This is a genomic window from Flexivirga caeni, assembly GCF_003724155.1.
In the GTDB taxonomy this organism is placed as follows: Bacteria; Actinomycetota; Actinomycetes; order Actinomycetales; family Dermatophilaceae; genus Flexivirga; species Flexivirga caeni.
Genome location: NZ_RJJQ01000021.1, coordinates 43,295 through 57,163 on the forward strand (window position 1 = coordinate 43,295; position 13,869 = coordinate 57,163).

General features: G+C 68.5%; 12 protein-coding genes and 1 pseudogene. 11 read left to right on the forward strand and 2 right to left on the reverse strand.

Annotated features, from left to right (window positions below; genetic code table 11):
* The first annotated feature begins 75 nt into the window (after positions 1 to 75).
* Positions 76 to 1,923, forward strand: a complete 1,848-nt coding sequence (locus EFY87_RS17275; RefSeq protein WP_158607692.1) for an ATP-binding cassette domain-containing protein — start codon at positions 76 to 78, stop codon at positions 1,921 to 1,923.
* Positions 1,920 to 3,719, forward strand: a complete 1,800-nt coding sequence (locus tag EFY87_RS17280; protein ID WP_123272738.1) for an ABC transporter ATP-binding protein — start codon at positions 1,920 to 1,922, stop codon at positions 3,717 to 3,719. Before EFY87_RS17275 ends, EFY87_RS17280 begins: the two co-directional genes overlap by 4 nt.
* On the opposite strand, the gene EFY87_RS17285 is transcribed toward EFY87_RS17280, so the two are convergent.
* Positions 3,710 to 4,336: a TetR/AcrR family transcriptional regulator gene (locus EFY87_RS17285; protein WP_123272739.1), complete on the reverse strand. Its 627-nt coding sequence runs from the start codon at positions 4,334 to 4,336 to the stop codon at positions 3,710 to 3,712. The two genes, EFY87_RS17280 and EFY87_RS17285, sit on opposite strands and share 10 nt — an antisense overlap.
* A gap of 110 nt (positions 4,337 to 4,446) precedes the next feature.
* Between EFY87_RS17285 and EFY87_RS17290 the strand changes: the two genes are divergently transcribed.
* From EFY87_RS17290 to EFY87_RS21220, 3 genes and pseudogenes are all read left to right on the forward strand, one after another.
* Positions 4,447 to 6,015, forward strand: coding sequence for an MFS transporter (locus EFY87_RS17290; RefSeq protein WP_123272740.1), 1,569 nt, complete (start codon positions 4,447 to 4,449; stop codon positions 6,013 to 6,015).
* Positions 6,016 to 6,159: 144 nt separating this feature from the next.
* Positions 6,160 to 6,531: pseudogene (locus tag EFY87_RS21215) on the forward strand (P1 family peptidase); the annotation flags it as partial.
* 139 nt (positions 6,532 to 6,670) lie between these two features.
* Positions 6,671 to 7,315 (forward strand): P1 family peptidase, encoded by a 645-nt coding sequence (locus EFY87_RS21220; protein WP_281276221.1) that lies wholly within the window; start codon positions 6,671 to 6,673, stop codon positions 7,313 to 7,315.
* A gap of 78 nt (positions 7,316 to 7,393) precedes the next feature.
* Here EFY87_RS21220 and EFY87_RS17300 read toward each other — a convergent pair whose 3' ends face one another.
* The gene (locus EFY87_RS17300) at positions 7,394 to 7,972 is read right to left on the reverse strand and encodes an NADPH-dependent FMN reductase (protein WP_123272741.1); all 579 of its coding nucleotides are present in this window, start codon (positions 7,970 to 7,972) and stop codon (positions 7,394 to 7,396) included.
* A gap of 206 nt (positions 7,973 to 8,178) precedes the next feature.
* Between EFY87_RS17300 and EFY87_RS17305 the strand changes: the two genes are divergently transcribed.
* The 6 genes from EFY87_RS17305 (at position 8,179) to EFY87_RS17330 (ending at position 13,866) form a co-directional block, all read left to right on the forward strand.
* Positions 8,179 to 9,576 (forward strand): toxic anion resistance protein, encoded by a 1,398-nt coding sequence (locus tag EFY87_RS17305; protein WP_245988727.1) that lies wholly within the window; start codon positions 8,179 to 8,181, stop codon positions 9,574 to 9,576.
* Between the two features lie 9 nt (positions 9,577 to 9,585).
* On the forward strand, positions 9,586 to 10,116 hold the full coding sequence (locus tag EFY87_RS17310) for a hypothetical protein (protein WP_148043390.1): 531 nt from the start codon (positions 9,586 to 9,588) through the stop codon (positions 10,114 to 10,116).
* A 181-nt stretch (positions 10,117 to 10,297) separates the two neighbouring features.
* Positions 10,298 to 10,852 (forward strand): TerD family protein, encoded by a 555-nt coding sequence (locus EFY87_RS17315; protein ID WP_245988731.1) that lies wholly within the window; start codon positions 10,298 to 10,300, stop codon positions 10,850 to 10,852.
* Positions 10,849 to 11,844 carry a hypothetical protein gene (locus EFY87_RS17320; RefSeq protein WP_148043392.1) on the forward strand — a complete coding sequence of 332 codons (996 nt, stop codon included), beginning with the start codon at positions 10,849 to 10,851 and terminating at the stop codon, positions 11,842 to 11,844. The genes EFY87_RS17315 and EFY87_RS17320 overlap by 4 nt, the downstream gene beginning before the upstream one ends.
* 28 nt (positions 11,845 to 11,872) lie before the next feature.
* Positions 11,873 to 12,460 (forward strand): TerD family protein, encoded by a 588-nt coding sequence (locus EFY87_RS17325; protein ID WP_123272745.1) that lies wholly within the window; start codon positions 11,873 to 11,875, stop codon positions 12,458 to 12,460.
* 281 nt (positions 12,461 to 12,741) lie between these two features.
* Positions 12,742 to 13,866 (forward strand): DUF475 domain-containing protein, encoded by a 1,125-nt coding sequence (locus EFY87_RS17330; RefSeq protein WP_245988728.1) that lies wholly within the window; start codon positions 12,742 to 12,744, stop codon positions 13,864 to 13,866.
* Positions 13,867 to 13,869: the final 3 nt, after the last annotated feature.

The following is a 13,869-nucleotide window of genomic DNA, read 5'->3' on the forward strand; positions in this document are numbered from 1 at the left end:
CGTAGCGATCGAAGTAGGTCTGTGTCTACATTTCCCCTCGTGCAAACTCTCGATATATCGCGTTTGATCCTCTGGATGCGTCGCTGGGTCGGCGTCGAACGCCACTTCTGGCGGATGATGTGGCGCTCCAGCCGCCCGCTGGTCGCCGCACTCTTCGCCATCGCCGCCGCGCGCGGCCTCGCGATCTGGCTGATGATCTACTCCAGTGGGCAGGCGCTGCAGGCGGTCGCCGACCGGTCCGACAGGGCGTGGGGATGGCTGGTGCTGACCGTGATCGGGCTCGGCGCGTCGCCACTCGCGGAGGCATGGCAGGGCGCCGCGTCATACGCCTTGCAGACGCGCTTCACCCGGCAGCAGACCCTCCTGCTGGCCGAGGCAGCCAATGCACCGCACGGCATCGGGCATCTCGAAAACTCAGAAACCAGAGCACGATTCAACGACATCGAGGAATACCTGCGCGGCATGTTCGGGGTCAACGCGATGTATGCCGTCTGGTCCGTCATCGGGTATGGCGCCGTCGGGCTGGGCGGTTTCGCGGCGGTGGCGCAGTGGTCCTGGCCTGTCGCGCTGTGGACGTTGCTCGCCTTCCGCGTGCTGCACGCCACCTGGACCGGCTACCTCGACGTGCTGCTGAAGGACCTCGTCGAGGACGGCAGCATCGGACGCCGGCAGGCGGACTACCTGCGGTCCCTCCCGCTGGAGCGCGCAGGCGGCAAGGAGCTGCGGCTCTTCGGGATGACGCCGTGGCTGCTGCGGCGCTATGCGGAGGTATGGCGCGCGGCGTTCACCGGCATCTGGCAGCGCCGTTCCCGGGCGCTACGTGGAGCGCTGATCGGCTGCACTGTCGCCGGGATCATGCTGGTTGGCTCGTACGTGTGGGCCGGACACGCAGCCTGGACTGGATCGCTTGCCGTCGGCTCGACGGTCGCCGTCCTGCAGGGCCTGATGCAGATGTCTTCGCTCGGCGCACTCGGTGATTTCAACGTGCAGGCGATCCGGGCACGCTTCTACGAGAACGAGATCCGCAGCCTGAGGAGCGATCTCGGGCTGGCTGCGACCCTGCCCGAGCGGACGGGCACCCCTCGCGCAATTGACCAACGTGGTGCCGCGGCCGTCGATGTCACCGGCGTGACATTCACCTACCGCTCACGCGCCGAGCCGGTCTTCCGCGGTCTCGACCTGCACATCCCGGCCGGGCAATCGGTTGCTGTTGTCGGGGTGAACGGTGTCGGTAAGTCGACCCTGATCAAGCTGCTGTGCGGGCTCTACGCGCCCGACGCCGGAACGGTGCGTATCGACGGCCGGGACCCTGCCCTGGACGACGCGGCCCGGCGGCGGGTTGCGACGATCTTCCAGGACTTCGTGCGCTACCACCTCAGTCTGGAGACCAACGTCGCGCTCCCGCTGGTGGCGCGCGGCATCGACGAGCAAGCCCTGCGGCATACGGCCGACGAGGCGTTGCGCGACGCCGCCGGCGCCGACGTGCTGACCCGGCTGGACGACGACTGGGCGACCATCCTGGAGCCCGGATATGCAGGCGGCACAGACCTTTCCGGCGGCCAGTGGCAACGCGTCGCCCTGGCGCGCGCACTCACGGCCGTCGCCGCGGGAGCCGGCGTACTGGTGCTCGACGAACCCACGGCGGCACTCGACGTGCGCGCCGAGGCGGAGATTTTCAGCCGATTCCTGGAAGTGACGCGGGGTGTCACGACCATCCTGGTCAGCCACCGGCTGTCCAGCGTCAGGCACGCCGACCGCATCGTCGTGCTCGGCCCGGAGGGTGTGGTGCAGGACGGCACGCATGACGAGCTGCTGGTAGCCGGCGGGCCATACGCCGACATGTTCCGGCTGCAGGCAGCGCGCTTCGCCGCAGCCGGTGCAGTATCCGACCAGAATGCCGAAATGGCAGGGGAAAGCGCATGATTCGCTACCACCTGCAATCCATCGGGCTCGTCCTGCGCACCTCGTGGCGCATCAGCCCCAGCGCGACGCTCATCGCCTTCCTCGAAGCGGTCGGCCGGGTGCTGCAATATCTGCGGCCGCTCTTTTTCGGCCTGATCGTCGGCGGACTGACCACGCATTCGCTGCACCTGCTGGTCCTCGGGGTCGGCGGCATCGCCTTCTCCGAGTCGTGTGGTTTCCTCCTGGGCACTGCGGGGGTGCAGGCCCGCGTCGGTCTCAACGAGCGGATCGGCCACCACTTCGACGCGGAGGTGGCGCGCATCAGTGGCACCGCGGCGACGCTGGACCATCTGCAAGACCCGCAATACCGCGACCAGATGCACGCGTTGCGCGAGCGCATGGGCGCTCTTGGTATGGCGTACAACTCACTCATCAACGCGGTGAACAACCTGGTCGCACCCGTCACCACCATCGTCGTCGCCGCGGGCGCCGACCTCCGGCTGCTGTTGCTGCTGCTGATCGGCGTGCCGGCCACCTGGTGGGCGAACCGCACCATGCGCTGGGAGCAGCGGGCCGAGGACGCCTCCGCCGCCGCCGGCCGCCGCAGCAAACACTTCTCCGGTCTCGCGGTCGACCCGGTCGCCGCGTCGGAGCTGCGCATCTTCGGAGCCCGGAACCTGTTGCTGCGGCTGGTCGGCCGTGAGGCCGGCGAATGGCGAAAGCCGTTCGCCCAGGCGGAGACTCGTGGTGCGGCACTCTCCACCGGAGTCACCTTGCTGTATGTCGTCGCAGCCACCGGCATCCTGGTCTGGATGGCGCACGACGCTCTCCACGGCCGGATCTCGGCGGCGCGCTTCACAACTGGCGTGCTGGTCGTCGGGCAGTTGCGCGACGTCGTGGGCAGCCTGCAGTCGACGGTGCATTTCCTCGGGCAGATGCTGCGGACCGTCAAGCGCTACCGCTGGCTGGCGGAGTATGGCGAAACGGCCGCGGCCGCTCACGCCGGCACGACCGCCGCACCGGAGGCGCTGCACGACGGGCTGACCCTGCGGGGTGTGAGTTTCCGCTACCCCGGCTCGGAGCGCGAGGCGCTGCACGACCTCGACCTGCACCTGCCGGCCGGTGAGGTCATCGCCGTCGTCGGTGAGAACGGCGCCGGCAAGTCCACCTTGATCGGCCTGCTCACCGGGATGTATGACGTCAACGCCGGCTCCGTCCTGGTGGATTCGACTCCGCTGCAACAGCTTTCACTGGATGACTGGCGCCGGCACTGCTCCGGTGCGTTCCAGGACCACCTCAAGCTGGAGCTCACCGCCCGCGAGGCCGTCGGCGTCGGCGACCTCTCGCCCGGAGTGGCGCCCGCCATACCTTCTGACGAGCGGCTGCTCGCGGCCCTCGACGACGCGGCGGCCTCCGACGTGCTCGCGGCATTGCCGGACGGACTGGACACCAGGCTCGGTTCGTCGTGGCCGAGTGGTGTCGAGCTGTCCGGTGGGCAATGGCAGCGGCTGGCGATCGGGCGTGCCATGGTGCGCCGGTCCCCGTTGCTGCTGGTGCTCGACGAGCCTACGTCGGCGCTCGACCCGGCCACCGAGCATGCGCTCTTCGATCGCTATTCCGCTGCAGCCAAAGCGACTTCGCGCGCAGGTGGGGTCACGCTGATCGTCACGCACCGCTTCTCCACCGTCGCGTCAGCGGATCGGGTGATCGTGCTCGCCGACGGCACTGTCGCCGAGCAGGGCACGCACGCGGAGCTGATGGCGGCCGGCGGTCGCTACGCGCAGCTCTACGGGCTGCAGGCGGCGGGCTATCGCTGACGCTCGATCGGGAGCCCCGGCGTCGTCCACACCCGCGCCAGACTGGCGAGCTGTTCTTCGATCTCCAGCCACGGATAGTGGCTCATCGGGCTGCGCAGCACCACCATCCCATGCACGCCGCACCACAGTTGGGTAGCACGCAATTGCGCCTCCTGGTGCGTTGCGCTGACCTCGGCGAGCGTGTCCACGAGCAGCTCGAATTGCGCTGCGCCGATGAAGCTTTCGCCGGCGGGCAGCGGCAGTTTCCAGGTCATCGTGAACAGTTGCTGGAACGCCCCGGGATTGTCCCGCGCGAATTCGACATACGCCTGGCCGAACCGCACGACGCGCTCGTATGGCGTGCCCCCCGCCTCCGCCGCCGCGACCATGACGTCCCCAAATCGCTGCCACAGCGCCAGTTTCACCGCCATGAGGAGTTCGTCCAGCGAGTCGAAGTGCAGATAGATCGACGTCGCCGCGACTCCCACCCGGCGCGCGACGGCGCGCAGGGACAGTTTCCACGGGTCGTCGACCTCTTCGACGAGGGCGATCGCCGCGTCCAGGATTTCCTCGCGCAGGCGTGAGCCGTCGCCGCGTGCCGCAACTGTCCGGCGCTGGGTGGTGCGCTGTGCCGCCATACGAGCGATCCTGCCAGAAGCGATTACTTGACGCACGTTGCGCTACGGGTGTTCACTTAACTTCGGTTAACAGCTGTAGTCCAATCCGCGACCTGCGAAACGAGCCCGCCATGAGCACCACCGCCCTCCGGCGTCACGCGTCCGAGACCGCCACGCCGCCGCGTCGCCCGGGCGTGGCGCTGGCCCTGATCTGCACCGCGATGTTCATGCTCATGCTCGACATGACGATCGTCGACGTCGCGCTGCCCGACATTCAGGCCGACCTGCACGCGAACCTCAGCGACCTGCAATGGGTGGTGGACGCCTACACGCTGCCGCTCGCGGCCCTGCTGCTGACGGCGGCGACGCTGGGCGACCGGTTCGGCCGGCGACGCCTCTTCTCCGTCGGCATGGCGGTCTTCACGCTCGGCTCGCTCGCCTGCGCACTGGCGGTCAACCCGCTGATGCTGGGCGGAATGCGAGCACTGCAAGGCGTCGGCGCGGCGATGCTCTTCGGCACTGCGATGCCGATCCTCGGGCATGCCTACCCGGAGGCGAAGGCGCGGGCGAAGGCGATCGGCGCGTTCGGCGCCACCCTCGCCGGAGCGACCGCGGTCGGCCCGCTGGTCGGCGGTTTCATCGTCGATCACGCCGGGTGGCAGTGGATCTTCGCGATCAACGTGCCGATCGGCGTGCTCGCATTCTTCGGCGCCCGCCTCGGACTTCCGGAGTCGAAGGCCGAGCAGCCGCGTCGCATCGACGTGACCGGGACGGCGATGCTCACGGTGTCGTTGGCGGCATTGGTGTTCGGGCTGATCCGCGGTCAGTCGCAGGGCTGGGGGTCGGCGCTGATCGTGGGCTCGTTCGTGGTCGCGGCGCTCGCGGTGGCAGCCTTCCTCGTGCGCTCGGCCCGCATCGACCAGCCGATGGTCGACCTCGAGCTCTTCCGCCGGCCGAGCTACGTCGGGGTCGGCCTGACCGGTTTCGTCATCGCTGGAACCATCGTGGCCGCAACCAATTACGTCGGTCTCTACTTCGTCAACACGCTCGGCTACACGCCGTTCCAGGCCGGTCTGCGTTTCCTGCCGCTGACCGTTACCTCGTTCATCGCGGCACCGGTCTTCGCCCGGCTGAGCCACCGCATCCCGCTCCCGGTCACGGTCGGCGGCAGCCTGCTCGTCGTGACCGCGGGACTGTGGTGGGCATCGCGGGTCGATGCGTCGTCCGGCTGGACCGCGCTCGCGCCCGGATTCGTGCTCGCCGGCATCGGCCTCGGCGCATCCAGCGCAGTCCTGTCCGGTGCCGCGCTGGCAAGCGTCGAACCCGACCGTGCTGGTATGGCGACCGGCGTCGTCAACACCTTGCGCCAGGTCGGCACGGCGGCCGGAGTTGCGGCGTTGGGAGCGGTTTTCGCGGCCCGCACCGGCTCCCGTATGGCGCACGACGTCGCCCCGGCGCACCTGCCGTCCGGGCAGGTCGCACAGTTGCAGGACGCGATCGCCTCCGGTGCCGGCCGGCTGGTCGCCGGACATGCGCCGGAGCAGTTCCGGACGCAGCTGACCCACGCCGCGGTGGACAGCACGGCATACGGCATCCACGTGGTGCTGCTGATCGCTGCCGTCGTCGCCGGGGTTGCGACCGTCGTCGTCGGTGCGCTCCTGGTGCGCGGCCGCCGGAGCCACCCCGCGCCCACCATCTGATCGAGAGGACCCCTTACGCATCGAGCGGACCCAATAGCGGACCCGCCTTGTGGGTCCGCTCGTTCGCTATGGGGTCCTCTCGATCAGGAAGAGGCCGCTGCTCGCTAGGGTCGGCGTGGGCCTGCCCGCCAGACTGGAGGAAGCATGAGAGCGCGCGACTACCTCGCCTTCGACGGGACTCCGGGTCCGTGGAACGCCATCACGGACGTGCCCGGCGTCGAGGTCGGCTACGCGACGCTGATAGCGGGCGACGGGCTGCTCGTGCCGGGCAACGGCCCAGTCCGCACCGGAGTGACGGCGATCCTGCCGCTCGGGCGCGACCGGGTGGGGAGCGCCGTCGCGGCGGGGATGTTCTCCTTCAACGGCAATGGTGAGCTGACCGGCAGCCACTGGATCGAGGAGAGCGGTGCTCTCGCATTGCCCGTCGCGATCACCAACATGCATGCGGTCGGCCCGGTCCACCGCGGGGTGCTGGAGTGGTCGCTGGCCCGCAACCCCGCGCTGGAGGCCGGGTGGCACCTGCCCGTCGTCGGCGAGACGTTCGACGGATACCTCAACGACATCAACGGCCGGCACGTGCGCGAGGAGACCGCGATCGCGGCACTCGACGCAGCGGTCTCCGGCCCGCTCGCGGAAGGCAGCGTCGGAAAGCCCGATGTCGCCCGCCAAGCAGATCAACTCCGGCCCGCTCGCGGAAGGCAGCGTCGGCGGCGGCACCGGCATGAACTGCTATGCCTTCAAGGCCGGCACCGGCACCGCGTCCCGTGTCGTCGGCTTCGCCGAAGAGCCGTATGTCGTGGGCGTCCTCACCCAGGCCAACTTCGGCTCCCGGCGCGAGCTGACGATCCGCGGGCGCCGGCTCGGCATACGACTCGCTGAGGACAATCCGATGGAGGAAGCACGCACCGCTGCGCCGCCCGGCTCCGGGTCCTGCATCACCGTCGTCGCGACGAACGCACCGCTGCTGCCCGGCCAGTGCAAGGCGCTCGCCCGTCGGGTGACGCTCGGTCTCGCCCGCACCGGGACCACGGGCAGCCATTTCTCCGGCGACGTCTTCCTCGCCTTCTCGACGGCAGGTGCTGGGGCACTCGACAGCGGCATCGGCGGTATGCCCAGCGCCCTGCAACATCTCGACTTCGTGCCGTGGCCGGCGATGAACCGCTTCTACGAGGCGGTCGTGCAGGCGACCGAGGAAGCCGTGGTCAACGCGCTCGTCGCCGCCGACACGATGATCGGCCGCGACGGCCACCGCAGCCCGGGCTTCCCGAATGACGTGCTGTGGTCGTTTGGCGTTGACTGACGGCCACAACGGCCGGTGACGGTGCAGCAGCGGCGTCAGCGGTGGTTTCGACCGTCAGCGGCGGGTCGGAGTCGTCTCCTAGGGCCGGACCAGCCCACCCCGCAGCGCGCGCATCGCCGCTGCCCAGCGCACCAGCTGATCGAGCATGGCGTCCAGGTTGCCGAGCTGGTAGTCCCGCGGCGTGAGCTGCACGAAGTCGGTCATGTCGTCGTAGATCGACAGCGACACCTGCGCCCGCACAGTCGCGATCTGCACCTCCCCGAGCGTCGACTTCAGCTGTTCGCCCGCGCGCAGGCCGCCGCTGGAGCCGTAACAGATAAGCCCGGCCGCCTTGTCGTTCCACTCGGCATACAGGTAGTCGATCGCGTTCTTCAGCGCGGCCGAGACGCCGCGGTTGTACTCCGGGGCGACGAAGACGAAGCCGTCATACCCGTCGATCAGCCGCGACCAGCGCCGGGTGTGATCCTGCCGGTAGTGGTGTGCGGCCGCCGGTTCGGGCTCGTCGAGCAGGGGGAGTCCGACGTGCGCCAGGTCGACGAGCTCGTATGCCGCATCGCCGCGTCGCGTGGCATGGTCGACCGCCCAGTCGGCGATGGTGGGACCGACCCGGTCCGGGCGGGTGCTGCCGATGATGAACGCGATGCGCAGAGAACTCACCCTGCGACGATATGGCAACTGGCCGAACTCGGGGCAGCCGTCGCGCGTTGGAGGGGTGGGGTGGAACGGCTGGGCCGCTGCTGCGTCGTATGACGAGGAAGCGCCGCAGGCGCCCGGCGGCTGCGAGACCGGCCCGCCATACCTAAGCTAAGACGGAACACTCGGGGTCCGCGGAACACAGCCGCGGCGACTAGGAGGCTTGCAACATGTCCAACCTCGATCTGAGCGGTGGGCTCGGTGACCAGTTCCAGCAGAACTCCGGCGGCGGGCAGCAACCCGCCCCGGTTCCGCAGCAGCAACCGGTCGCGCCTCAGCAGCCTGCGGCGTCGCAGCCCGTGCAGACGGCCCCTGCTCCGGCGCCTTCGCTGCCCCCGATGACTGCTCCCGCGGCTGGCGGGCTGGTGCTGGAGGCGCCGAGCCCGGTGCCGGTGATCCAGGACCAGCAGGCCGTGCAGGCAGTGCCCGTCGCGCCGGAAGCACAGACCGCGCTGCAGCAGAAGGCGCAGGCGTTCGTCACGGAGCTGACCTCGATGGACATGAAGGCTCCGTCGTTCACCGAGAAGGTCAACTCGATCGTCAACATGGGCGACACCGAGATCCGCCGTTCCTCGGACGTGTCCAACCGGATGCTGCAGCGGCCGGCCGCCCAGGCGGGCAAGGACTCCGCGCAGTCGAAGGTGAGCGGCACGCTGATCGACCTGCGCCGCACCATCACCGACCTCGATCCGAACCGCGCGGACCTCAAGGGCGCCAAGAAGGTGCTCAAGTGGCTGCCCGGCGGCAACAAGATCGAGAACTACTTCATGAAGTACCAGTCGGCGCAGAGCCACCTGGACGCCATCATCCGCTCGCTGGCCGCCGGACAGGACGAGTTGCGCAAGGACAACGCCTCCATCGAGGTGGAGCGCAACAACATGTGGCAGGCGATGCAGAAGCTGGGGGAGTACAACCAGCTCGCCACCGCTCTCGACAGCGCGGTCGAGGGCAAGATCGCCGAGTTGCAGACCGCGGGCCGCAGTGAGGACGCCGACATCATGAAGTCGGACGTGCTCTTCGCAGTACGGCAGCGGCGGCAGGACATCATGACGCAGATGGCCGTGTCGGTGCAGGGTTACCTGGCGCTCGACCTGGTGCGCAAGAACAACCAGGAGCTCATCCGCGGCGTCGACCGCGCGCAGACCACCACGGTCGCCGCGCTGCGCACCGCGATCATCGTCAGCCAGGCGCTCGCGCAGCAGAAGGTCGTGCTCGACCAGATCACCGCGCTCAACAGCACCACCTCGAACATGATCGAGCAGACCTCCCAGCAGCTGCGCACCCAGGGTGCGGAGATCAACCAGCAGGCGGCGAGCAGCACGATCGAGATCGACAAGCTGCAGGCGGCGTTCGACAACGTCTTCGCCACGATGGACGCGATCGACCAGTTCCGTTCGCAGGCAACGCAATCCATGGCGCAGACGATCGGTGCCCTGGAGGGCCAGGTGCAGCGCGCGAAGCCCTACCTCGAGCGCTCCATGCGGGCGCAGGGCATCGACGCGACGACTGCGGCGAGCTTCCAGCCGGCGGGCGCTCCGCCCCAGCAGTTGCCGGGCGGCCAGCAGTAAGGTCACTGCGTGGGATTGCTGTCACGCCTTTTCGACCCGGACGGGTCAAGCGGCCGGATGCGGGGGCAGGCGCAGGCGCGCTTCGAGTCCGCCACGCAGGCCGTCGCGGACCCGTCCGGTGACTCGGTCGCGTCGCTGCTGCGCAAGAACCAGTCGCTGATCCTGGAGATCAACAGCAGCGCCGGAGACCTGCCGACGATCGGCGTGGTGCTGGCCAGGGCGGTCACCGACACGGTGCGCGAGGTGCTCACCTCGGGTGACGCGGACCGGCTGGACATCGGGGTGCGCGTCGCGATCAACGGCACGCTCACCGACTATCTGCCGGGGTCGATCCGGGCGTATGTCGGGGCGATGCGCGCCGCCGGTCCGGGCGGTGTCGACGGCACCGCTGCCACGGACGCGCTGGTGGAGCAGCTGACCACATTGCGACGCAGCGTCGAGCAACTGGCGCAGGCCAGCCGGGAGCGCGACTTGCAGTCGTTGCAGGTGCACGGCCGCTTCCTGGAGGACAAGTTCGGCGAGTCCGAGCTGAACTTGTGAGATTGGGTCGCGGGTGTGGCGGGTTCGGTGTGTTTCGCGTCCCGAAGGCGCGACGGTCGCGAGAACGGGACGGGTATGGATGGAACCGGCGTGATTGAGTGGCGTCCATGAGTAACGACGGTCGCGAGAGGATTGCCCGTAAGGGTGGATCCGAGAGTGGAGGGTGTGGATCGTGAGCCCGATGGCCAAGGGCGCCAACATCGCGCTGCAGCGAGAACTGCCTGATCTGCAGGGTGTTGTCTTCGGCGTCGACTGGGACACCGGCGGCGAGCGAGTGCTCGACGACAACCTCACGCTGCTCACGATCCTGGTCGGCCAGAACGGTATGGCGCTCTCGCCCGATCACGTCGTCTACTTCAACCAGCTGGTGTCGGCCGATCTCTCCACGGCGCAGCTGCAGCAGGCCCTCGGCGGCGATGACGCGCAGGTCGAGGTCGAACTCACGGCGGTGCCCGACGACGTCAGTAGGATCGTCTTCGCCATCTACCTCTCCGAAGGCAGCGGCAGCAGCCGGAACCTCGGCCAGCTCAAGCGACTCGTGGTCCGGCTGCTCAATCTCGACGGCGGCGCGTCGATCATCTCCTCGGTCGACCTGGCAGAAGGCCTGTCCGCCGAGACCGCACTGAAGCTGGCGGAGCTGTACCGGCTCGGCGGTCAGTGGAAACTGCGCGTTCTCGGGGTGGGCTACTCCTCCGGGTTGCACGGTCTCGCCCAGGAATTCGGCGTTTCGCTATGACCATCCGCACCGATCTTCCCTACCTGCGCGCTCGCAGCCTGCGGGCCGCGCAGCCGGCGCCGCCCGCGCCTGCTGTCAGTCCCTCGCCCGATCTCGCCGACGTCGCTGGTTCAGTCGCGGAGCAGCCAAGTGCTTCGCTGGACCTGAGCGCCCCAGTAGTCCCGAGCCCAGCACAACCGCCGAGTGCATCGCTGGACCTGAGCGCACCGAGCGCACCCGCCGCTCCCGCCGTGAGCGCCTCGCTCGACCTCGGCGACAGCGCACCGCCGACCCCGCCCGCTGGCACCCCACCCGCCGGAACCTCCCTCACGCTTTTCGACGAAACACCCGCGACCCCGCCGGGCGGCACGTCGTTGTCACTGGACGCGCCGAGCCAGGCTCCGGCCGCACCGTCCCGGTCGCCGCACGGACATACCCGCACCGCCGACCACGGCCTCGGACTGCCGACCATCAACGCCGGGGAGCGCCGGCCGATGACCGAGAACGAGCCGGTGGTGGAGTTGACCCGCATGCAGTCCGCGGCGGGCGGTCTCGACGCCAAGGTCGCCGTGTCCAACCCCTCCGAAGTCATCCTCGGACTGGTCTTCGAAACCGGTGACAGTCGCGAATCCCTCGTACTGCCAGGCCTTTCCCAGCAGGGTCCGGATCCGCGCCGGCCGATCTTCCGGGCCACCACCAGCGGCGTGGCGGTCAACCTGCGACGCATCACCGACATACACCGCCTGGTGCTCTTCGCCGTTCCCACCCGGCCCAGCAAACAGTTGCCCGGAGGCACGGTGACCGTCACGACATACGGCGAATCCCGCCTCGAGATCCCGCTCGTGGCCGGGCCGACCCTCGGCGCCCAGGCGCTGCTCACCGGCTACGTCGTGGAGGGCCGGCTGGTCCTGCGCGCCGAGCACGACCCCTACTCCGGGACGCTGCAGCAGATCTGCGCCGCATACGGTTATCGCGAGATCTCCTGGCGCGACCCCTACACCCCGCTCGTCTGACGAGCATCGACACCGAAAGGAAATCACCATGGCAGTCAGCCTCAGCAAGGGCGGCAACATTTCGCTGGAGAAGGCCGCGCCGGGTATGACGAACGCCGTCATCGGCCTCGGCTGGGACCCCCGCACCACCGACGGAGCACCGTTCGACCTGGACGCCTCTGTCCTGCTGCTCGCCGATAACGGCCGGGTGCGCGGCGACTCCGACTTCGTCTTCTACAACAACCTGACCGGCGACAACGGTGCCGTGCAGCACCAGGGCGACAACCGCACCGGCGAGGGCGAGGGCGACGACGAGCAGATCAACGTCTCGCTCGCGCAGGTCTCCCCCGACGTGCAGCGCATCGTGGTCGTCGCGTCCATCGACCAGGCCGACGCGCGCGGGCAGAACTTCGGCCAGGTCGCCGACGCCTACATCCGCATCTACGACGCCGACGACCCGCACAACAGCACCAAGGGCGTCCGCTTCGACCTCGGCGAGGACGCCTCCACCGAGACCGCGCTGATCTTCGGCGAGCTCTACCGCAACGGCGGCGAGTGGAAGTTTCGCGCCATCGCCCAGGGGTATGCCGGAGGCCTCGCCAGCGTCATCACGCAGTTCGGCCTGCAGGTGGGATAAACCGCCCCACGAAGTTTCTCCTCCGCTGCGCTGCGCCCAACGAAGTTCTCCGCTCGTGCCTCGCTCCGATACGTCGCCGGGACCCGCAACCCCGATTACTTCGCGGGGACCCCGACCACGGGATGGAGTTACCTGCGGAACCCCGGACCACGGATCGTCGTTGGGCTGCACGGAGCATTATTCCGGCCGGCGGCGAAACCGTGGACCGGGATTGTGCGTCATACCTGCACCACACCCACTTGACCCCGTCACGTCGAGAAGAGCACACCGTTTTGCAAGCCTTGAAGCACTTCCGCATCGATTTCGTCATCACGGTGATCGTGCTGGCCGTCGCGTTCCTCTATGACAACTGGACCGGCGTCGGCCTCTGCGCGATCCTGATCGTGGTCGAGATCGTCTTCTCGTTCGACAATGCCGCGGTCAACGCCAAATACCTGACGCGGCTCAACCCGTTCTGGCAGCGTATGTTCCTGACGGTCGGTGTGCTGGTCGCCGTCTTCGGGATGCGGCTGATCTTCCCGTTCATCATCGTCTGTCTGTCCGGGTCGATCAGCCCGTGGCGGGCGCTGCACCTGGCGCTGGAGAAGGGCGACCCGCACACCCCGGGCACCTACGGCTACATCCTCACCGAGGCGCACCCGGCGATCGCGGCCTTCGGCGGCATGTTCCTGCTGCTGCTCTTCCTGGACTTCATGTTCGACGAGGACCGGGAGATCCACTGGCTCGCCTGGATCGAGCGGCCGCTGCAGCGGCTCGGCCGGCTCGACGTGCTGTCGGTGATCATCGCCGGTCTGTTCCTGCTGGTCGCGAGCGAGACGCTGGTGCACGAGACGCACGTGCACACGGCCGTGCAGATGCGCTCGATCGTCCTCTTCTCCGGGCTGCTCGGCATCATCCTCTACCTCGCGGTGAGCGGCATGTCGACGATGATGGAGGCCCGCGAAGAGGCCAAGGATCACGAGTTCGAGGAAGCCGACGCGCACGCCTCGACCGGCCAGACCCTGCTGTTGGCGGGCAAGGCCGCGTTCTCGATGTTCCTCTTCCTGGAGGTGCTCGACGCGACGTTCTCCTTCGACGGTGTCATCGGCGCGTTCGCCATCACCCCCGACCCGATCCTGATCATGCTAGGCCTGGGCGTCGGCGCGATGTACGTCCGGTCGATGACCATCTACCTGGTCCGCCAGGGCACCCTTGCCGAATACCGCTTCCTGGAGAACGGCGCCCACTGGGCGATCGGCGCGCTCGCCGTCATGCTGGTGCTCAGCATCCGCTTCGACCTGGGCGAGTTCGTGATCGGCGGCATCGGCATCGCCTTCATCCTGGCCGCCTGGGTCAGTTCGGTCCGGGCCAACAAGCGCGACGCCGAGATCGAGGAATCCGGCGAACCCGAAACCGCATCCGTATGACGC

What these genes read in the sequence shown, in the direction of transcription:
- EFY87_RS17290 (WP_123272740.1), top strand. Translation starts at nt 4,447, where the DNA reads ATGAGCACCACCGCCCTCCGGCGTCACGCGTCCGAGACCGCCACGCCG.
- EFY87_RS17280 (WP_123272738.1), top strand. Translation starts at nt 1,920, where the DNA reads ATGATTCGCTACCACCTGCAATCCATCGGGCTCGTCCTGCGCACCTCG.
- EFY87_RS17285 (WP_123272739.1), bottom strand. Translation starts at nt 4,336, where the DNA reads ATGGCGGCACAGCGCACCACCCAGCGCCGGACAGTTGCGGCACGCGGC.
- EFY87_RS21220 (WP_281276221.1), top strand. Translation starts at nt 6,671, where the DNA reads ATGTCGCCCGCCAAGCAGATCAACTCCGGCCCGCTCGCGGAAGGCAGC.
- EFY87_RS17305 (WP_245988727.1), top strand. Translation starts at nt 8,179, where the DNA reads ATGTCCAACCTCGATCTGAGCGGTGGGCTCGGTGACCAGTTCCAGCAG.
- EFY87_RS17275 (WP_158607692.1), top strand. Translation starts at nt 76, where the DNA reads ATGCGTCGCTGGGTCGGCGTCGAACGCCACTTCTGGCGGATGATGTGG.
- EFY87_RS17325 (WP_123272745.1), top strand. Translation starts at nt 11,873, where the DNA reads ATGGCAGTCAGCCTCAGCAAGGGCGGCAACATTTCGCTGGAGAAGGCC.
- EFY87_RS17320 (WP_148043392.1), top strand. Translation starts at nt 10,849, where the DNA reads ATGACCATCCGCACCGATCTTCCCTACCTGCGCGCTCGCAGCCTGCGG.
- EFY87_RS17315 (WP_245988731.1), top strand. Translation starts at nt 10,298, where the DNA reads ATGGCCAAGGGCGCCAACATCGCGCTGCAGCGAGAACTGCCTGATCTG.